The following is a 17,952-nucleotide window of genomic DNA, read 5'->3' on the forward strand; positions in this document are numbered from 1 at the left end:
CCCTAGAGCGCCTTGCGCAGATTGGCCGGCGCGATGCGCAGCGCCTCGCGGTACTTCGCGACGGTGCGGCGTGCGCATTCGATGCCCTGCTCCTTGAGCATCTCGGAGATCTGGCTGTCGGACAGCGGTTTCTTGAGGTCCTCGGCGCTCACGAACTGCTTGATCAGCGCCCGCACCGCGGTGCTCGAGGCATTGCCGCCGGTCTCGGTGCCGAGCGCCGAGCCGAAGAAGTACTTGAGCTCGAACGTGCCGTAAGGCGTCGCCATGTACTTGGCGGTGGTCACGCGGCTGATGGTCGATTCGTGCAGGCCGAGTTCGTCGGCGATCTCGCGCAGCACCAGCGGGCGCATCGCCAGCTCGCCGTGCACGAAGAAGCTCTTCTGCCGCTCGACGATCGCGTTCGACACCCGCAGGATGGTGTCGAAGCGCTGCTGGATGTTCTTGATGAACCAGCGCGCCTCCTGCAACCGCTGCGAGAGCGCCTGGCTGCCCTCGCCCTTGTGCTGCTTGAGCGCGCCCGCATAGATGTCGTGCACGCGCAGCCGCGGCATGACCTCGGGGTTCAGCATGACGCGGAACTTGATGTTGGTGCTGGTGCCGTTGGCGATGCGCGTGACGATCACGTCCGGCACCACCACGTTGCGCTCGACGTCGACGAAGCGGCGGCCCGGCTTGGGCTCGAGCCGGGCGATCAGCTGCAGGGCGGCGCGCACCTCTTCCTCGTTGCTGCGCGCGAGCGTCGCCAGCCGCTTGAAATCGCGCCGCGCCAGCAGCTCCATCGGCTGCTTGCAGACCGCGATCGCGGTCTGGCGCACCCGCGCCTCGTCGGCACCCTCGCCGGGGTGCGCCAGGGCGCGCAGCTGGATCGTCAGGCACTCGCCGAGGTTGCGGGCGCCGACGCCGACCGGCTCCAGGCTCTGCAGCAGGCCCAGCGCGACCTGGAAGTGATGCACCAGGTCGTCGAACTGGTCGTTGTCGTCGCCGGCCAGGCCCGAGGCCAGGGCCGGCAGCGAATCCTCGAGGTAGCCGTCGTCGTTGAGCGACTCGATCAGGAAGCGCAGCGCGGCGCGGTCGGTCTCGCTGAGCCTCAGGCCCAGCGCCTGCCGATGCAGGAAGGACTGCAGCGACTCGTGGCTGCGCGCCAGTTCGGTGGCGTCGGTGCGTTCGTCGCCGAGGTTGTTGGCGCGCGCGGGCGCATCGCCGCCCCATTCGCTGTCGTCGGGCGCCACGTCGACCGTGCCGTCGCCTTCCCAGTCGGGCTCGGCGTCGGCGGCGTCGAGCGGCGCCGTCTCGGCCTCGGGTGTCGCGACCGCAACCTCGGCGGCAGCGGCCGCGGGACCGGGGGCGTAGTCGCCGTCGCCTTCGGCCTGCCGGTCGTCGTCGCGCACCGGCGCATCGGCGGCGTCCAGCCCGAACTCCTCGCGCGCCGCCTCTTCGGCCGTCCGCTCGAGGAAAGGGTTGTCGTCGAGCATCTGCTCGACTTCCTGGCTCAGCTCGAGGGTGGACAGCTGCAGCAGCCGGATCGATTGCTGCAGTTGCGGCGTCAGCGCCAGATGCTGGGAGACGCGAAGCGAAAGCCCCTGCTTCATCGAGATAAGGCCCCTACATCCGGAAATGTTCGCCCAGGTACACGCGTCGCACCTCGGCGTTGTCGACGATCTCCGAAGGCGTGCCTTGTGCCAGCACATGCCCGTCGCTGATGATGAACGCGTGATCGCAGATGCCAAGCGTCTCGCGTACGTTGTGGTCGGTGATGAGCACGCCGAGGCCGCGCTCCTTCAGGAAGCTGATGATCCGCTGGATCTCGATCACCGCGATCGGGTCGATGCCGGCGAAGGGCTCGTCCAGCAGGATGAAGCGCGGCTGCGTCGCCAGGGCGCGCGCGATCTCGACCCGGCGGCGTTCGCCGCCGGACAGCGACAGCGCCGGTGAATCGCGCAGGTGGTCGACGCGCAGGTCGGCCAGCAGTTCGCCCAGCCGCTCGTCGATGTGCGCCTTGCTGAGCGGCACCATCCGGCCGTGTTCGTCGGGCTCGCTCTGCAGCTCGAGCACTGCGCGCACGTTTTCCTCGACCGTCAACTTGCGGAAGATCGAGGCCTCCTGCGGCAGGTAGCTCAGGCCCATGCGCGCGCGACGGTGGATCGGCATGTGGGCGATCGGCTCGCCGTCGATCCAGATCTCTCCGGCATCGGCCCGCACCAGCCCGACGATCATGTAGAACGAGGTGGTCTTGCCCGCGCCGTTGGGGCCCAGCAGCCCGACCACTTCGCCCTTCTGCACGGCGAGCGACACATCCTTCACGACCGTGCGGCTGCCATAGCTCTTCTGCAGGCTGCGCGCCTCCAGCCGGCTGACCGGCTGGCCATCGCTTCCATTCAACCCGGCGGTTTCGATCACTTCTTGGACTCTCCGCCGAGCGTGGTGGTGGAACGCAGGCTGTTGCCCGGAGCCGGAGCCGGGGTCGCCGCGGGCTTGGCACCGCCGCTGCCGGGCGCCGGGGCGGCCGCCTTGGGCGTCAGGATGACCTTGACGCGGCCGCTCGCCTGTGTCGCCACGCCGGCGTTCGGCGGCAGCGAGGAGCCGTTGACCGTGAAGGTGTCGTTGCTCTGGTCGTAGACGATCAGCGGGCCGCTGCTCTCGTCGCTCACCGTGGCGCCGATCAGGCGCCGCATGACCGCGCGGCGGATGAACTTCACGTTGTCGGCGCGGCTGTCGTACTCGATCACTTCGCCCTCGCCCTCGATCCACTCGTCGGTGCCGGCGTTGCGTTTCTGCTTGAAGTACGCCAATTTGCCGGGTTCGGCCGTGACCACGCCGTACTGGTAGCCCTCGGGGTCCTGGCGAACGTCGATGCGGGTGCCCCGGATCTGGATCGTGCCCTTGTTCACGACCACGTTGCCGGTGAACACGCTGGTCTGCTTGAGGTCGTCATAGCGCATCGCGTCGGCCTCGATGTTCATCGGCTTGCTCCGGTCGGCCTGCTCGGCCTGCGACAACGACGCGCATCCGGCCAGCGCCAGCGCCAGGCAAAGCACGCGACCGAATCGACGAGGAGAAATGGAGGTGAAGGAGAAGGGCGATGTCATAGAGGCACGAAACTTGCTGTGCGATTGTATGCGTCCCGTGGACGCCGCCTCGCGCGGCCTTGACGAAAAAGCCCGCAGAAGCGGGCTTCAATGACGAGATCGTGGCGGCGACGGCAGGCGACAGGCGCCGCCACCCTGCGCGCCACCGGGCCGCTCAACCCTTGCGGGCTTCGGCGATCAGGAAGTCGACCACCTGGAGCGCGCGCTCGAGCGAGCCCGCCGTGTCGCCATCGACGTACCAGCGCCCGGCCACGCCGAGGGCCGGCACGCCGGCCACCTGGTAGTCGGTGGTGAGCTGGGTGGCGCGCTTGGCCTTGCCGACCACCGAGAAGGACTTGAACAGCTCGGCGAACTTCTTCGCATCGAGGCCGGGCTGCTTTTCCACCCAGGCGAGGATCGCGGCGTCGCCAGTCAGGTTCAGGCGCTGCTGGTGGATGGCCTGGAAGACCTTGGGCTGGAATTCGTCGACCTTGCCCATCGCCTCGAGCGCGTAATAGAAGCGTTGCTTGGCCTCCGTGTCGTTGCCGACGAACGGCACCGGGATGCGACGGAAAACGACATAGGGCGGCAACTTCTTGACCCAGGCTTCCACCTGAGGCTCGAAGGCCGCGCAGTGCGGGCAGTTGTAGGAAAAGAACTCGAGCACCTCGACCTTGCCGGCGGGCGCATCGACCGGCGCCGGCTTGCGCAGGACGATGTAGTCGGTGCCGGCCTTGATGGGACGGGCCTGCTGCGCATGCGAGGGCGCAGCCAGCGGAAGAAGCCCCAGCGAAGCGGCGGCCAGCGAAAAATCACGACGTTTCATGTTTCAAATCCTTCTGTACGGCTTGAAAGAGCCCGCGATGCGGGATGGAGTTCCCGGATCGGGCGAACTGGAGACGATGCAGCTTCAACGCTGGACGCGGACCAGGGCCGATTCGAGGCCCCCGCCGTCGAGCCGTTCCTTGAGCTGGTCGGCGTCGTCCTTCTTGTTGAACGGACCGGCACGCACGCGGTAGACGGTGCGGCCGGCCTGCTCGCGCTCGGTCACGCGCGCCTCCACGCCCATCAGCGAAAGCTTCGCGCGCTGCGCATCGGCATCCTCCTGGGTGCGGAAGGCACCGGCCTGGACGAAATACATGAACGGGTCGGTGCTGGTGCCGGTGGCCGCTGCAGCCCCGGTGCCGGAGCGCGCCTTGGCGAAATCACCGATCGGGTCGTTCGAGGGCGGCAGCGCGTTGGCTTCGGCCGGAACCGGCGCGGTGCGCGCCGGCCGCGGCGCGGCCGTCGAGTCGCCGCGCGCACCGGGCGCCACCACCACCGGCACCGGGCCGGCGGGCGGATTGGGCGCCGCCACTGGGGCGGGCGCGACCGGCCCCGCGGCCGCCGGCGCACGCGCCGCGGCACCGGCCTTGCCGGCCAGCGGCAGGTTCGGATCCCAGTCGCGGTTCTTGCGCGCCTCGGCCTCGTCCTGCTCGGCGCCGCCGCGCTGGGTCTTGGTCATGAACGGGATCGGCACCTTGGTCACGTAGACCGCGATGCCGAGCGCGATGCCGAGCCCCAGCACCAGGCCCACGATCAACCCGATGACGATGTTGCCGCTTTGTCGTTTTTTCATGGTGGAGGAGGGAATCACATCTTTTGCGGCGCGCTGACGCCCAGAACAGCGAGCCCATTGTGCAGCACCCGCGCGGTCGCCGCGACCAGCGCCAGGCGGGCCCGCTTGACCGGCTCGTCGTCGACCAGGATGCGCTCGGCGTCGTAGTAGCTGTGGTAGCTCGCGGCCAGTTCGCGCAGGTAGAAGGTGACGTCGTGGGGCGCGAAATCCCTGGCCGCGGCGGTCAGCATCTCGGGGTACTTGGCCAGTTGCAGCAGCAGCGCCTGCGAGGCCGGGCTTTGCAGCGCAGACAGGTCCACGCCGTCGAGCGTCGCGGCATCGCCGCCCCAGGCCGCCAGCACCGAGCAGATGCGCGCGTGGGCGTACTGCACGTAGTAGACCGGGTTGTCGTTGTTCTGCGCCAGCGCCAGGTCGATGTCGAAGGTGTATTCGGTGTCGGGCTTGCGGCTCAGCAGGAAGAAGCGCACCGCATCGGTGCTGGTCCATTCGATCAGGTCGCGCAGGGTGACGTAGCTGCCGGCGCGCTTGCTGATCTTCACCTCTTCGCCGCCGCGCACCACGCGCACCATGGTGTGCAGCACGTAGTCGGGGTAGCCAGCCGGGATCCCGACCCCGGCCGCCTGCAGCCCGGCGCGCACGCGCGCGATCGTGCCGTGGTGGTCGGTGCCCTGGATGTTGACCACCTTGTGGAAGCCACGCTCCCATTTGGCGATGTGATAGGCCACGTCGGGCACGAAGTAGGTGTAGGTGCCGTCGCCCTTCCTCATCACGCGGTCCTTGTCGTCGCCGTAGTCGGTCGACTTCAGCCACAGGGCGCCGTCCAGCTCGTAGGTCTTGCCGGCATCGACGAGCTTCTGCACCGTGGCCGCCACCCGGCCGCTGGTATAGAGGCTGGACTCGAGGTAGTAGTTGTCGAACCGGACCTGGAAGGCCTTCAGGTCGAGGTCCTGCTCATGGCGCAGGTAGGCGACCGCGAACTGGCGGATCGAGTCGAGGTCGTCGACGTCGCCGCTGGCCGTGTACTCGCGGTCGTCCGAACGCACGGTCTTGCGCGCCTTGAAGTCGGCCGCGATGTCGGCAATGTATTCGCCGTTGTAGGCCTGCTCGGGCCATTCGGGGTCGCCCGGCTTGAAGCCCTTGGCGCGCAGTTGGGTGCTGGTGGCCAGCGTCTGGATCTGCACGCCCGCGTCGTTGTAGTAGAACTCGCGCCAGACCTGGTCGCCCTGCGTCGCCAGCAGGTTGCAGATGGCGTCGCCGAGGGCGGCCTGGCGGCCGTGGCCGACGTGCAGCGGCCCGGTCGGGTTGGCCGAGACGAACTCGACCAGCACCCGCTCCTCGCGGGCTGGCTGCCGCCCGAAAGCGGCGCCGGCGGCGAGCACCTCGCGCACCACCTGCTGCCGGGCGACGGTCTTGAGGCGGATGTTCAGGAAGCCGGGGCCGGCGATCTCGACCGTCTCCACCCACTGGGCGAAGGCGGGCGTGGCCTGCAATGCGGCCGCGAGTTCTTCGGCGAGTTCGCGCGGCTTGCGCTGCAGCGGCTTGGCCAGTTGCATGGCGGCGGTGCTGGCGAGATCGCCATGGGCCGCCACCTTGGGCGACTCGAACGCGGCTTTGCCGCCGGCGCCGGGCGAGAGGGATTCGAGCGTGTTCGCGAGCGCCGCGAGCAGCTCCTGTTTGACCAATAGCATCGGCGAATTTTACCGGGGGCCCGAAAGCCGGCCGTAACAAGCGTCATCCAACGGTGAATGTCGGCCGTTAGGATGGGCAACCCCGGGGCGGGGAAAACCGTCACAACCCAACTCCCAAGGACTCCTCCATCATGAAAAAGCTCCTTTCCCTGCTGGCTCTGGGCGCCTCCCTCTCGTTCGGCGTCGCGCACGCATCCCCCTGCGACACCCAGGCGGCGGACAAGAAGCTGAATGGCGCGGCCAAGACCAGCTTCGTCAAGAAGTGCGAAAAGGACGCCGCGGCCGCAGCCGCGCCGACTTGCGCCGCGAAGGCGATCGACAAGAACGGCAAGGCACTGGCCGGGGCCGCCAAGACCAGCTTCATGAAGAAGTGCGAAGCGGACGCGAAGGGCTAGCTCGCCCCCAGGTTGCCCGGCACTTCGTGTCCGGGCGCCCACCCCCTGCCGGGGGCAACACCTGCGGCCTGGCAAAGCCAGTTCCGCGGTGTTTCACCAACGGGCGGGGCTCACGCCCGCCAGAATTACTTCAATACCCCAAAGAGGTTGTTGGCGTCGTCGGTCCAGGGCTCCAGGCCTGCGATCTGCTGAATGCTTGAGCTGGCCAGGCCAATGGCGCCCTCGGTCAGCCGGCCCGGCTCGCGGGCGACCAGCACCCAGTCGGTGTTGCGCAGCCCCTCGGCGCTGGGCTCGTCGTGCACCAGCGCCACGTGCAGGCCCTTGGCCAGCGCGATCTTCTCGACCACCGGCGCGAGCGCCAGGAAGCGGTTGGTGACGTGGAAGGCGACGATGCCGCCCGGCCGCATGTGCCTGAAATAGAGGTCCAGCGCCTGCGCCGTGATCAGGTGGACCGGCACGGAATCGCCCGAGAAGGCGTCGACCGCCAGCACGTCGAAGGCCTGCGGGCTCTCGCCTTCCAGCGCCAGCCGGGCATCGCCGAGCACCCGCTCGATGCGCGCCGGGCTGTCGGCGAGGAAGCTGAACTCGCTGTCGGCGAGTTCGAACACCTGCGGATTGATCTCGTAGATCCGGTAGGTGTCGCCGGGCCGGCCGTAGGTCGCCAGCGTGCCGGCGCCCAGCCCGATCAGCCCGACGCGGCGCGGCGTGGCCGGCGCCGCCGCGATCGCCAGGCCGACCCCCGAGCTCGGCCCGTAGTAGGCGGTCGGCTCGCGCCGGCGTGACGGCGCCAAATACTGCTCGCCGTGCTTGACGGAGCCGTGGAACATCTGGCGCACCTTGTCGCCGGCGACGCCGCGCTCGGCGTCGAGCGTGACCAGCGTGCCGTAGAAGTTGCGCTGCATGCGGCGCGCGCCGGTCGCATCGACCTCGACCTGCAGCGCCAGGAACCAGGCACAGGCCCCCGCCAGCGCCAGCGAGGCCGCCATGCCGATGCGCCGCCGGCGCCACAGCACGGCCGCGATGAGCGCGCACAGCACGAGGCCGACGCCCAGTTCGTAGTAGGCCGGCAGCACGTGCGGCGCCACCAGCCCGACGCTGATGCCGCCGAGCGCGCCGCCCAGCGACAGCATCAGGTAGAAGCGCGTCAGGTAGGCGCCACCGGGGCGCAGGCGCGCCATTTCGCCGTGCAGGAACATGCACAGCGCGAACAGGCCGACGATGTAGATCGGCAGCGCCGTGCGCAGGTCGGAGCCCAGGCTGTGCTGCAGCCCGAACGCGCACAGCGCCAGCATCGCAGCGGCCAGCGGGACGAACACCGGGCGGCGATACCAGCGGTCGCTCTCGAAGGTCAGGACGAAGGTCAGCAGGTAGACCGAGAGCGGCAGCACCCACAGGAAGGGAATGGCCGCCACGTTCTGCGTGATGTGGTTCGTGATGGCCAGCAGCAGCCAGGAGCCCAGGGCCGGCAGGGCCAGCCACATCAGATGGTCGGCGGTGCGCGGTCGATCAGCGGGCGTCGCGTCGACCTGCCGCGGCGCGACGGCAGGCGCCACGGCGCTCGCCCAGTGGCGCGACACGTAGAGCGTGGTGCCGGCGCACAGCAGCACGAAGACGCCGTAGGCCGCCGACCAACCCCAGGCCTGCTGCAACAGCGAGCTGCGCGGCTCGATCAGCACCGGATAGCTCAGCAGCGACACCAGCGAGGCCAGGTTCGAGAGCGAAAAATAGCGGTACACCTGCGCGCCCCACGGCGTGCGCGCCACCCAGGATTGCACCAGCGGCCCGGTGGTCGAGAGCAGGAAGTACGGCAGGCCGATGGTGCCGAGCAAGAGGCCCAGGATCCACAGCGTGGGGTCCTCGGCGCCGGTCGGCTTCCAGCGCGCGTGGGTCACGATCGGCAGGAAGGCGAGGCTCGCGAGCAACAGGCCGACATGCAGCCTGGCCTGTGCGCGGGCGCCGAGCCGGCGCGTGATCCAGTCGGAGTAGGCATAGCCCGCCAGCAGCACGACCTGGAAGAACACCATGCAGACCGACCAGACCGCCGCCGAGCCGCCGAACCACGGCAGGATCTGCTTGGCGATCAGCGGCTGGACCAGGAACAGCAAAAAGGCACTGGTGAAGATGGTGCCGGCGAACAGGGCCTTGACGTACGCCGGCTTCATCGGGCTAGCTCCTGGCGCCGAAGCCGCGGGCCAGGAACACGGCCGCCAGCGGGATCAGCGCGATCAGGTGGGCCTGGATCATCACCAGCTTGCGGGTCTTGCGGACCTCGGCCTCGGCCGGCAGCGCGCCGGTGGCGCGCAGCGCCTTGCGCCAGCGCAGGTAGCGCATCGTCGGAAAGATCGAGATCAGGCCGACGATGACGAAGAGCGTGAGCTTCAGGTGCAGCAGCGGGTTGGTCCAGTACCAGGCCGTGCCCTTCATGCCCCACCAGGTGCGCGCCACGCCGGTGGCGATGACCGCCACCGCGGCGATGCCGTAGATGCGGTCGACCTTGGCCAGGCGCTCGACCACGGCCGCGTTGAGCCACTCGACGCGGCACAGCGCGGCCTCGCTGGCGATGAACACCACCATCGTCAGGATGGCCAGCAGGTGCAGGTAGGCGAGGATGGCTTCGAGCGTCATCGGGGGGATTCCTTGGTTTTCTTGGGCGCTGCGATTGTGCTGCCCCAGAACTCCGGGCGCGCGTACTGCGCCTTCAGGAAGTCCAGCCACAGCCGCACCCGCAGGGCCAGGTGCTTGCGCTGCGGGAACACGGCGTAGATGCCGTTGGGCGGCGCGGCGAACTCGTCGAGCAGCGGCACCAGCAGGCCGGCGTCGATCTCGGCCTCGACCTCCCAGGTGCTGCGCCAGGCGATGCCATGGCCCGCCAGGCACCAGTCGTGCAGCACCTGGCCGTCGGAGCAGTCGAGCGGTCCGGTCGGCTTCAGGTGGATCACCTCGTGCTCGCCGCCGGCCGCCGGCACCCGGAAGGCCCAGCCGCGGGTCTGCGAGGCGTCGCTCGACAGGCTGAGGCAGGCGAAGCGCGCCAGTTCGCCCGGATGGCGCGGCGCACCGTGGCGGCGCACGAACTCGGGCGTGGCGACGCAGCGGCGCCGGTTGTCCGCCAGGCGCAGGCTCACCAGCGAGGAATCGGGCAGGTCGCCGACCCGCACCGCGCAATCGAAGCTCTCGCCCGCCATGTCGACCACGCGATCGCTGAGGTTGAGCGAGATCGTGACCTCGGGATGCAACTGGTGGAAGCGCGGCACCAGCGGCGCCACGTGGCGCCGGCCGAAGCCCGCCGGCGCGGTCACGCGCAGGTGGCCGCTGGCCTTGACGCCGCCCGCGCTCACACTGGCCTCGGCGTTCGCGAGTTCGACCAGCAGCCGCTGGCAGTCCTCCAGGAAGGCGCTGCCCTCGTGCGTGAGCGTGATGCGGCGCGTGGTGCGCAGCAGCAGCTTGACGCCCAGCCGCTCTTCCAGCGCGTCGATCCGGCGGCCGATGATCGCCGGCGCCACGCCCTCCGCCTTGGCCGCGGCCGTGAGGCTGCCGCGGGCGGCGATCGCGACAAAGGATTCGAGTTGCTTCAGGCGGTCCATCGCCGGCGATTATCACGAGCGCCGGCGAGAGAGCCGCGGCCGTGAGTGAAACAGCCTCATCTGCCGCGCCTGGACCTGACCGCGCGTACGCGTTCCTCCCCATGGCGCGCCGCTCCCAAAGCGCCTACAAGGCGGAGGAAGACTCCGGGAGCGCCTACCGTGAACCCACTCGCCGCCAGCAGCGTCACCTGCATGTTGCCCGTGAAGGATCTTGCCCGCGCACGCCGCTTCTACGAGCAGGTGCTCGGGCTGGAACCGCTCGGCGCCAAGCCGGACGGCAAGTTCATCTACCGCTGCGGCGGCACCGAGCTGGCCCTGTTCCCCAAGCCCGAGGGCACCAAGGCCGAGCACACGGCCCTGAGCTTTCGGGTCGAGCGCATCGGCGACGCGGTGGCCGCGCTGGAACAGCGCGGCGTGCGTTTCGCGGACTACGACCTCCCGGGGCTGAAAACCGTCGAGCATGTCTGCGTGCTGGGCTCCGAGAAGGCGGCCTGGTTCGAAGACCCCGAAGGCAACATCCTCTGCCTGCACGAAGAGCTGGCCTAGCCGGTCGTGATGTTGCCCGCCTTCAGCGCCGCGATCTGGGCGTCGCTGTAGCCCACTTCCTTGAGCAGCGCGCTCGTGTGCTCCCCGAGCAGCGGCGGCTGCAGGCGAATGCCGGGCCGCTCGCCGCCGAGCGTGAAGGGCATCAGCGGCACCTTCGATCGGCTGCCGTCGTTCATGCGGATCGGCGCCAGGCCGCCGGTGGCATTGAGGTGCGGGTCGTCGAACAGGTCCTGCGGCTTGGCGATGGGCGCGAACGGCAGTTCGTTCTGCTCGAACACGGCGCTGAGTTCGGCCGCGCTGCGGCCGGCGAGGTGCGAGCGCAGCACGGGCATCATCCATTCGCGCGCGAGCACCCGGTCGTTGTTGGTCTTCAGGCGCGGATCGGCCAGCATCTCCTCGAGCCCGAAGGCCTTGCAGAAGATGGCCCACTGCTTGTCGCTGACCACCGCGAGGAAGATCTGCTCGCCCTCCTTCACGGTGAAGACGTCGTAGATGCCCCAGGCCGAGATCCGGCTCGGCATCGGGTCGGCGGCGCGGCCCGTGGCGGCGAACTGCATCATGTGCTGCGCGACCAGGAAGATATTGTTCTCGAACAGGGCCGACTGCACCTCGCAGCCCTTGCCCGTGAGTTCGCGCTGGCGCAGCGCCGCCATCGCGCCGATGGCGCCGAACATGCCGCCCATGATGTCGTTGACGCTGGTGCCGGCGCGCAGCGGATCGCCCGAGCGGCCGGTCATGTAGGCCAGGCCGCCCATCATCTGCACCACCTCGTCGAGCGCGGTGCGATGGTCGTAGGGGCCGGGCAGGAAGCCCTTGTGGCTGACGTAGATCAGCCGCGGATCGAGCCGGCTCAGGCGGTCGTGGTCGAGGCCCAGCTTCTTCATCGTGCCGGGCTTGAAGTTCTCGCTCACGATGTCGGCGGTCGCGATCAGGCGCAGCGCCGCCTCGAGGCCTTCGGGCTTCTTGAGGTCGAGCGCGATGCTCTTCTTGTTGCGGTTGAAGGTCGGGAAGAAGCCGGCCCCCGAGCCCAGCAGGCGGCGCGTGTTGTCGCCCTCGATCGGCTCGACCTTGATCACCTCGGCGCCGAGATCGCCCAGCAGCATGCCGCAGGTCGGGCCCATCACCATGTGGGTGAATTCGACGACGCGGACGCCCGCGTACGGCAGCGGAGGTGAGGTGGATTCAGACATGTGCGGTTCCCTGGTTTCGCTGGTTGAAGCCCTTGGGCAGGCCGGCTTCGGGCGTCATGCCGTAGACCGGTTCGCCCGGCAGGCCGGCGATGAGCGGCGCACGGGCCGCGATGAGTCTGGCGAGATCGATGCCGGTCGCGACGCCCATGGCCTCGAACATGAAGACCAGGTCCTCGGTCACGACGTTGCCCGAGGCGCCGGGGGCATAGGGGCAGCCGCCCAGGCCGCCGAGCGAGGCGTCGAAGGTGCGCACGCCCTCTTCGAAGGCGGCCAGGCAGTTCGCGAGGCCGAGCCCGCGCGTGTTGTGCATGTGGGCCGCGCCGGCCTTGTCGCCGATCTCGGCGCGCAGCCGCCTGAAGAGGCGGCGCACCTGGGCCGGGTTCGCATAGCCCACGGTGTCGGACAGTCCCGACTCGTCGGCGCCGGCCGCGATGCACTGCGCGGCCAGCCGGATCACGTCGTCCTCGGGCACCTCGCCCTGCAGCGTGCAGCCGAAGGCGGTCGAGATGCCGGCTTCGAGCCTGACCTGCGGCGCGAGTGCGCGGCGCAGATCGGCGATGGCGCGGACCTCGTCGACCATCTGCTCGCGCGTCTTCCTCACGTTGGCGAGCGAATGGGCCGCGCTGGCGGACACCGGCACCGTGAGCTTGTGGACACCCGCCGCGAGCGCGGCTTCGGCGCCCCTGCGGTTCGGCACCAGCGCCATCACGGTCAGGCCGGGCAGCGTGATCGCATGGCGCACCACCTCGGCGGCGTCGGCCATCTGCGGCAGCAGCCGGGCCGGCACGAAGGAGGCGACCTCGATCTCCCTGACGCCGGCCGCATGGAGGGCATCGATCCAGCGCAGCTTGTCCGCCGTGGGCATCGTCGCCTTGACGGATTGCAGGCCGTCGCGCGGGCCGACCTCGCTGATGAGCACATCAGGGGCTGTCATCGCTCCTGCCTCCTTTTTTCGAATGAGCTTGACTGTTCTATCTTGCAGAACTATATTCCGACAAACAGAATTAGACCGGTGAGCGCGCAGCCTGTCAAGCCACGCCCATGCCACGCAAATCCCACACCGAATCGGTCTCCGACCTGAACGCCGCGCCCGGCGGCGCCGCGGCGGTGGATCGCGCGCTGAGCCTGCTGTCGGCCTTCCAGGCCGGCGATGATGCGCTCACGCTGGCGCAGTTCGCCGAGCGCACGCAGCTCTACAAGAGCACGGTGCTGCGCCTGCTGGCCTCGCTGGAGCACGCGCGGCTGATCCGCCGGCAGGACGACGGCCGCTACGCCCTCGGCGCCGAAGTGGCGCGCCTGCACGCCCTGTATGCCGCCTCGTTCTCGCTCGACGGCATCGTGCCGCCGGTGCTGCGCGACCTGGTCGCCGCCACCGGCGAAAGCGCGGCCTACCACGTGCGCCAGCCGCAGGGCGAGGGCTGGACCCGCCTGTGCCTGTACCGGGTGGACTCGCCGCACGTGGTGCGCGACCACGTGCGCGCCGGCGACCTGCTGCCGGCCGACCGCGGCGCCGGCGCCCGCATCCTGATCGCCTTCGGCCCCGAGGCCGAAAGACCGCGCGGCGCTCGCGATCGCGCGTTTTACGAGACCATCCGCGAACAGGGCTACTGTGCGCTGGTCGGCGACCGCACGGCCGAGCTGGCCGGCATCTCGGCGCCGGTGTTCCGGGCCGATGGCCGCCTGGCGGCCGCGGTCACGCTGACCATGCCGGCCCATCGCTACGACCCGCAGCACATCGAGCCGGTCCGGGCCGCTGCGCGAAGGCTCAACGGCCAAGTCTGAGCGCGAGGCGCCGCGGGCACTTTTCCTGCATCACGGCGTACCCTTGGACAGGCCGCCCGACGGCGGGATTACCTCCATTTTTGTCATTGATAAAACCCGATTTCGGCTCTTACTGGCCAGTCAGGTATCGAATACAGTCCCCGGGACGCATCTATCAAGGAGAACTGACTCATGACCGCCCGCACCCCTGCCCACGGCCTCCAGGTCGCCACCGAACTGCACCAGTTCATCGAGCAGAAGGTCCTGCCCGCCACCGGCGTCGCCAGCGATGTCTTCTGGAAGGGCTTCGACGCCATCGTCAGCGAGTTCGCACCGAAGAACCTGGCGCTGCTGGCCGAACGCGACCGGCTGCAGCTTGAAATGGACAGCTGGCACAAGGCACACCCGGGCCCGATCGCCGACATGCCGGCCTACCGCGCCTTTCTCGAATCGATCGGCTACCTGCTGCCGCAGCCGAAGGACGTCAAGACCACCACCGCCAACGTCGACGCCGAACTCGCCCTGCAGGCGGGCCCGCAGCTGGTGGTGCCGATCCTCAACGCACGCTATGCGCTCAATGCCGCGAACGCGCGCTGGGGCTCGCTCTACGACGCGCTCTACGGCACCGACGCGATCCCCGAGACCGGCGGCGCCGAGAAGGGCAAGGGCTACAACCCGGCGCGCGGCGCCAAGGTGATCGAGTTCGCACGCAACGTGCTCGACCAGGCCGCGCCGCTGGAGAACGGCTCGCACAAGCACGCGACCGGCTACAAGGTCGAGGGTGGCAAGCTGGTGGTGGCGCTGCAGAGCAGCAGCACCGGCCTGGCGGACCCGGCCCAATTCATCGGCTACCAGGGTGACGCGGCGGCGCCGAAGTCGGTGCTGCTGAAGCACAACGGCATCCACCTCGACATCCAGATCGACCGCTCGACCGCCATCGGCAAGACCGACCCGGCCGGCATCAGCGACGTCGTGCTCGAGGCCGCGCTCTCGACCATCCTCGATCTCGAGGACTCGGTGGCCGTGGTGGACGCCGCCGACAAGGTGCTGGCCTACTCCAACTGGCTCGGCATCCTGAAGGGCGACCTGACCGAGGAAGTCGCCAAGGGCGGCAAGACCTTCACGCGCGGCCTCAACCCCGACCGCGAATACACCGGCGCCGATGGCCAGCCCGTGAAGCTGCACGGCCGTTCGCTGATGTTCGTGCGCAACGTCGGCCACCTGATGACCAATCCGGCCATCCTCTACGCCGGCGGCAAGGAGATCCCCGAAGGCATCATGGACGCGGTCATCACGACCACCATCGCGACCATCGACCTGAAGCGCAAGGGCAACTCGCGCACCGGCAGCGTCTACATCGTGAAGCCGAAGATGCACGGCCCGGCCGAAGTCGCCTTCGCCAGCGCGCTGTTCGCGAGCGTCGAGCAGCTGCTCGGCCTGCCCGCCAACACGGTCAAGCTCGGCATCATGGACGAGGAGCGCCGCACCAGCCTCAACCTCAAGGCCTGCATCGCCGAGGCCGCCGCGCGCGTGGCCTTCATCAACACCGGCTTCCTCGACCGCACCGGCGACGAGATGCACACCGCCATGCAGGCCGGCGCGATGCTGCGCAAGGGCGACATGAAGACCACGCCGTGGATCCAGGCCTACGAGAAGAACAACGTGCTGGTCGGCCTGTCATGCGGCCTGCGCGGCAAGGCGCAGATCGGCAAGGGCATGTGGGCCATGCCGGACCTGATGGCCGCGATGCTCGAACAGAAGATCGCGCACCCCAAGGCCGGCGCCAACACCGCCTGGGTGCCCTCGCCGACCGCCGCGACGCTGCACGCGCTGCACTACCACCAGGTCAACGTCGCCGAGGTGCAGCAGCAGCTCGAGAAGATCGATGCCAACGCCGAGCGCGACAACCTCCTCGCCGGCCTGCTGCAGGTGCCGGTGGCGCCCAAGGCGGACTGGACCGCGGCCGAGCGCCAGCAGGAGCTCGACAACAACGTGCAGGGCATCCTGGGCTACGTGGTGCGCTGGATCGACCAGGGCGTGGGCTGCTCCAAGGTGCCGGACATCCACAACATCGGCCTGATGGAAGACCGCGCCACGCTGCGCATCTCGAGCCAGCACATCGCCAACTGGCTGCTGCACGGCGTGGTGAGCAAGGAACAGGTCAACGCCACCTTCGAGCGCATGGCCGCGGTGGTCGACCAGCAGAACGCCGGCGACCCGCTGTACCGGAACATGGCCGGCAACTTCGCAACCTCGGCTGCCTACAAGGCGGCGCAGGACCTGGTGTTCAAGGGGCTCGAGCAGCCCAGCGGCTACACCGAGCCGCTGCTGCACGCCTGGCGGCTGAAGGTGAAGGCCGGCGCGGCCTGAACTAGCTTCGCGCGCGTTCGAGGGTCCGGCCGACTTCGGCCGGATCCATCCCATACATCTCCGCGAACTCCGCCACGCTGCGCCCGCTGGCCTCGAAGGCCCGCAGCAGCGCCTCGCGCTTGGCGGTGCGCGCGCCGACCTCGGCGAAGGCTTCGTCGAGCACCGCGTTGGTCAGTTCGTCCTGCGTCCGCACGGCCAGTACGTAGTCCTCGCGCGAGAGGCCCGAGGCCTCGATCGCCTCGACCAGGCGGACGCGCAGCTTCGGCCGCAGGTCTTCCTCGGTGCGCGCCTGGCGGCGCTTGAACACTTCCAGGATCGCGTGGTGCACATGCTCGGGCGCCACGTCCTCGACCGGCACGCCGTGCAGGTCATGGCGCTTCTCGCCGGCGGCCACGGCATCGAGGTAGCGGGTCGAGCGCGCATGCTGGCCCAGGGCGATCTTGAGATCTTCCTTCTTGAATTCGTCGGGATGCAGCGCCAGCAGTTCCTGGTAGACGCCCAGCTTGAGCGGCAGGAAGCGGGCGCCGAACATCTTCGGATAGAGCTCGAACAGCTTTTCGAGCACGGGGTTGGGCTTGCGGGCCGGGCGCTGCGGCGCCTTCTGCCTGGCGTTCTGCTTGGCGTTCTGCCGCTCGCGGCCGCCCTGTTTGGCGGCTTTGGGAGCGGGTGCGGTGTCGGTCGTCGAATTCATCGAAATTTCTTGTCTGCGGAATCGGTGCCCCATCGGGCCTTGCGTGCCCCGACTTTAATGCCCCCGCTCAGCCCTGTTGCGCCGCCTCGGCTTCGGCCCGCAGCCAGCGCACGAAATCCTGGGCATCGGCGTTGCCGGCCGCCCGGCGCGAGGTCTCGATGAAATAGCCGCGCCGCGATGCCGCGCCTTCTCCGAAAGGCGCCACCAGCTGCCCGGTCTGCACCAGTTCGCGCAGCAGCGGCAGCCGGCCGATGACCACGCCCTGGCCCGCCACCGCGGCCGCCACCGCGTCGGCGTATTGCGTGAAACGCAGCGTGTTCTTCATGCGCAAATCGGCGAGGCCCATCACCTCGAGCCAGGGCTCCCAGTCGGCGGTGGGCGACTCGGCGTGGTTCGGCAGGTCGACCGTCAGCAGGGTCTGGTTCGGCAGGTCGCCGGGCGACGCCAGGGCGGCGGCGATGCGCGGCGCGCACAGCGGCATCACCGACTCCTCGAACAGGGTCGGGCCGGTGCCCCGGGCGATCGGCACGAAGCGCACCGCGACGTCGATCCGGCTGCGCTCGAGGTCCTGCACCTCGAGCGTGGCCGACACGCGCACATCGACCTTCGGATGGTCGGCGGTGAACCGCGCCAGCCGCGGGATCAGCCACAGCGAGGCGAAGCCCGGCGTGGTGGTGATCGCGACCTGGCGCAGCGCCGGCGCGGCACGCACGCGCGCCGTGGCGTCCCGCAGCCGCTCCAGGCTCTCGACCACGGCGCGCTGCAGCACGCGGCCGGCCTCGGTCAGCGCCAGCGCGCGATGGCGGCGCTCGAACAGGAGGACGCCGAGGCTGGCCTCGAGTTGCTGGATCTGCCGGCTCACGGCCGACTGCGTGAGGAACACCTCGGCCGCCGCCTGCGTGAAGCTCAGCGTTCGGGCGGCCGCCTCGAAGCTGCGCAGCAACTCCAGCGGCGGCAGTCCGGCGTCGGTAGAAAGGGCTTTCGCATTCTCTGCATGCATGCAACGAGTTCCAAATTACCGTATGACAAGCACGGCAGCGCTCACTA

17 protein-coding genes are annotated in these 17,952 nt (G+C 69.2%); 4 read left to right on the forward strand and 13 right to left on the reverse strand.

Annotation, left to right across the window (positions count from 1 at the left end; translation table 11 throughout):
• Positions 1-2 precede the first annotated feature (2 nt).
• From AC1D2O_RS26670 to argS, 6 genes are all read right to left on the reverse strand, one after another.
• The gene (locus tag AC1D2O_RS26670; RefSeq protein WP_478158174.1) at positions 3-1,589 is read right to left on the reverse strand and encodes an RNA polymerase factor sigma-54; all 1,587 of its coding nucleotides are present in this window, start codon (positions 1,587-1,589) and stop codon (positions 3-5) included.
• Positions 1,590-1,602: 13 nt separating this feature from the next.
• The gene (gene lptB / locus AC1D2O_RS26675; protein WP_478087224.1) at positions 1,603-2,397 is read right to left on the reverse strand and encodes an LPS export ABC transporter ATP-binding protein; all 795 of its coding nucleotides are present in this window, start codon (positions 2,395-2,397) and stop codon (positions 1,603-1,605) included.
• A complete protein-coding gene (gene lptA / locus AC1D2O_RS26680) occupies positions 2,394-3,086 on the reverse strand; it encodes a lipopolysaccharide transport periplasmic protein LptA (protein WP_478087222.1) in 693 nt (230 codons plus the stop codon). Before lptA ends, lptB begins: the two co-directional genes overlap by 4 nt.
• A 154-nt stretch (positions 3,087-3,240) precedes the next feature.
• On the reverse strand, positions 3,241-3,891 hold the full coding sequence (locus tag AC1D2O_RS26685) for a thiol:disulfide interchange protein DsbA/DsbL (RefSeq protein ID WP_478087221.1): 651 nt from the start codon (positions 3,889-3,891) through the stop codon (positions 3,241-3,243).
• Between the two features lie 84 nt (positions 3,892-3,975).
• Complete coding sequence (locus AC1D2O_RS26690; RefSeq protein WP_478158175.1) at positions 3,976-4,683, reverse strand: SPOR domain-containing protein; 708 nt, start codon at positions 4,681-4,683, stop codon at positions 3,976-3,978.
• 14 nt (positions 4,684-4,697) lie between these two features.
• Entirely contained in the window at positions 4,698-6,371 is a 1,674-nt protein-coding gene (gene argS, locus AC1D2O_RS26695) for an arginine--tRNA ligase (protein WP_478086674.1), read from the reverse strand.
• Positions 6,372-6,502: 131 nt separating this feature from the next.
• Here argS and AC1D2O_RS26700 point away from each other — a divergent pair, with 131 nt between their 5' ends.
• Positions 6,503-6,766, forward strand: coding sequence for a hypothetical protein (locus AC1D2O_RS26700; protein WP_478086675.1), 264 nt, complete (start codon positions 6,503-6,505; stop codon positions 6,764-6,766).
• Positions 6,767-6,891: 125 nt separating this feature from the next.
• On the opposite strand, the gene AC1D2O_RS26705 is transcribed toward AC1D2O_RS26700, so the two are convergent.
• Genes AC1D2O_RS26705 through AC1D2O_RS26715 form a run of 3 tightly spaced genes read right to left on the reverse strand, consistent with a single transcriptional unit; the run spans position 6,892 to position 10,347 of the window.
• Positions 6,892-8,928 carry a spermidine synthase gene (locus AC1D2O_RS26705; RefSeq protein ID WP_478086676.1) on the reverse strand — a complete coding sequence of 679 codons (2,037 nt, stop codon included), beginning with the start codon at positions 8,926-8,928 and terminating at the stop codon, positions 6,892-6,894.
• A gap of 4 nt (positions 8,929-8,932) precedes the next feature.
• On the reverse strand, positions 8,933-9,391 hold the full coding sequence (locus AC1D2O_RS26710) for a DUF2214 family protein (RefSeq protein WP_478086678.1): 459 nt from the start codon (positions 9,389-9,391) through the stop codon (positions 8,933-8,935).
• Positions 9,388-10,347: a LysR family transcriptional regulator gene (locus AC1D2O_RS26715; RefSeq protein WP_478086679.1), complete on the reverse strand. Its 960-nt coding sequence runs from the start codon at positions 10,345-10,347 to the stop codon at positions 9,388-9,390. Before AC1D2O_RS26715 ends, AC1D2O_RS26710 begins: the two co-directional genes overlap by 4 nt.
• 192 nt (positions 10,348-10,539) lie before the next feature.
• On the opposite strand from AC1D2O_RS26715, the gene AC1D2O_RS26720 reads away from it, so the two are divergent.
• Positions 10,540-10,893 carry a VOC family protein gene (locus AC1D2O_RS26720; protein WP_478086712.1) on the forward strand — a complete coding sequence of 118 codons (354 nt, stop codon included), beginning with the start codon at positions 10,540-10,542 and terminating at the stop codon, positions 10,891-10,893.
• On the opposite strand, the gene AC1D2O_RS26725 is transcribed toward AC1D2O_RS26720, so the two are convergent.
• Both AC1D2O_RS26725 and AC1D2O_RS26730 read right to left on the reverse strand, forming a co-directional pair.
• Complete coding sequence (locus AC1D2O_RS26725) at positions 10,890-12,083, reverse strand: CaiB/BaiF CoA transferase family protein (protein ID WP_478086680.1); 1,194 nt, start codon at positions 12,081-12,083, stop codon at positions 10,890-10,892. The genes AC1D2O_RS26720 and AC1D2O_RS26725 overlap by 4 nt on opposite strands.
• Complete coding sequence (locus AC1D2O_RS26730; RefSeq protein ID WP_478086682.1) at positions 12,076-13,017, reverse strand: hydroxymethylglutaryl-CoA lyase; 942 nt, start codon at positions 13,015-13,017, stop codon at positions 12,076-12,078. Before AC1D2O_RS26730 ends, AC1D2O_RS26725 begins: the two co-directional genes overlap by 8 nt.
• Positions 13,018-13,124: 107 nt before the next feature.
• Here AC1D2O_RS26730 and AC1D2O_RS26735 point away from each other — a divergent pair, with 107 nt between their 5' ends.
• Both AC1D2O_RS26735 and AC1D2O_RS26740 read left to right on the forward strand, forming a co-directional pair.
• Positions 13,125-13,865, forward strand: coding sequence for an IclR family transcriptional regulator (locus AC1D2O_RS26735; RefSeq protein WP_478086683.1), 741 nt, complete (start codon positions 13,125-13,127; stop codon positions 13,863-13,865).
• A 171-nt stretch (positions 13,866-14,036) separates the two neighbouring features.
• The gene (locus AC1D2O_RS26740) at positions 14,037-16,214 is read left to right on the forward strand and encodes a malate synthase G (protein WP_478086684.1); all 2,178 of its coding nucleotides are present in this window, start codon (positions 14,037-14,039) and stop codon (positions 16,212-16,214) included.
• Between the two features lies 1 nt (position 16,215).
• Here AC1D2O_RS26740 and AC1D2O_RS26745 read toward each other — a convergent pair whose 3' ends face one another.
• Both AC1D2O_RS26745 and AC1D2O_RS26750 read right to left on the reverse strand, forming a co-directional pair.
• On the reverse strand, positions 16,216-16,905 hold the full coding sequence (locus AC1D2O_RS26745) for a ProQ/FINO family protein (RefSeq protein WP_478158176.1): 690 nt from the start codon (positions 16,903-16,905) through the stop codon (positions 16,216-16,218).
• Between the two features lie 67 nt (positions 16,906-16,972).
• Positions 16,973-17,905 carry a LysR substrate-binding domain-containing protein gene (locus tag AC1D2O_RS26750; protein WP_478086688.1) on the reverse strand — a complete coding sequence of 311 codons (933 nt, stop codon included), beginning with the start codon at positions 17,903-17,905 and terminating at the stop codon, positions 16,973-16,975.
• Positions 17,906-17,952 lie beyond the last annotated feature (47 nt).

Source organism: Variovorax sp. P1_G12, assembly GCF_056405555.1.

Bases quoted from the DNA above. Each gene is read 5' to 3' on its own strand.
- AC1D2O_RS26745 (WP_478158176.1), bottom strand. From the start codon at position 16,905: ATGAATTCGACGACCGACACCGCACCCGCTCCCAAAGCCGCCAAACAG.
- argS (WP_478086674.1), bottom strand. From the start codon at position 6,371: ATGCTATTGGTCAAACAGGAGCTGCTCGCGGCGCTCGCGAACACGCTC.
- AC1D2O_RS26750 (WP_478086688.1), bottom strand. From the start codon at position 17,905: ATGCATGCAGAGAATGCGAAAGCCCTTTCTACCGACGCCGGACTGCCG.
- AC1D2O_RS26710 (WP_478086678.1), bottom strand. From the start codon at position 9,391: ATGACGCTCGAAGCCATCCTCGCCTACCTGCACCTGCTGGCCATCCTG.
- AC1D2O_RS26740 (WP_478086684.1), top strand. From the start codon at position 14,037: ATGACCGCCCGCACCCCTGCCCACGGCCTCCAGGTCGCCACCGAACTG.
- AC1D2O_RS26715 (WP_478086679.1), bottom strand. From the start codon at position 10,347: ATGGACCGCCTGAAGCAACTCGAATCCTTTGTCGCGATCGCCGCCCGC.
- AC1D2O_RS26690 (WP_478158175.1), bottom strand. From the start codon at position 4,683: ATGAAAAAACGACAAAGCGGCAACATCGTCATCGGGTTGATCGTGGGC.
- AC1D2O_RS26725 (WP_478086680.1), bottom strand. From the start codon at position 12,083: ATGTCTGAATCCACCTCACCTCCGCTGCCGTACGCGGGCGTCCGCGTC.
- AC1D2O_RS26705 (WP_478086676.1), bottom strand. From the start codon at position 8,928: ATGAAGCCGGCGTACGTCAAGGCCCTGTTCGCCGGCACCATCTTCACC.
- AC1D2O_RS26670 (WP_478158174.1), bottom strand. From the start codon at position 1,589: ATGAAGCAGGGGCTTTCGCTTCGCGTCTCCCAGCATCTGGCGCTGACG.
- AC1D2O_RS26685 (WP_478087221.1), bottom strand. From the start codon at position 3,891: ATGAAACGTCGTGATTTTTCGCTGGCCGCCGCTTCGCTGGGGCTTCTT.
- lptA (WP_478087222.1), bottom strand. From the start codon at position 3,086: ATGACATCGCCCTTCTCCTTCACCTCCATTTCTCCTCGTCGATTCGGT.
- AC1D2O_RS26720 (WP_478086712.1), top strand. From the start codon at position 10,540: ATGTTGCCCGTGAAGGATCTTGCCCGCGCACGCCGCTTCTACGAGCAG.
- AC1D2O_RS26700 (WP_478086675.1), top strand. From the start codon at position 6,503: ATGAAAAAGCTCCTTTCCCTGCTGGCTCTGGGCGCCTCCCTCTCGTTC.
- AC1D2O_RS26730 (WP_478086682.1), bottom strand. From the start codon at position 13,017: ATGACAGCCCCTGATGTGCTCATCAGCGAGGTCGGCCCGCGCGACGGC.
- AC1D2O_RS26735 (WP_478086683.1), top strand. From the start codon at position 13,125: ATGCCACGCAAATCCCACACCGAATCGGTCTCCGACCTGAACGCCGCG.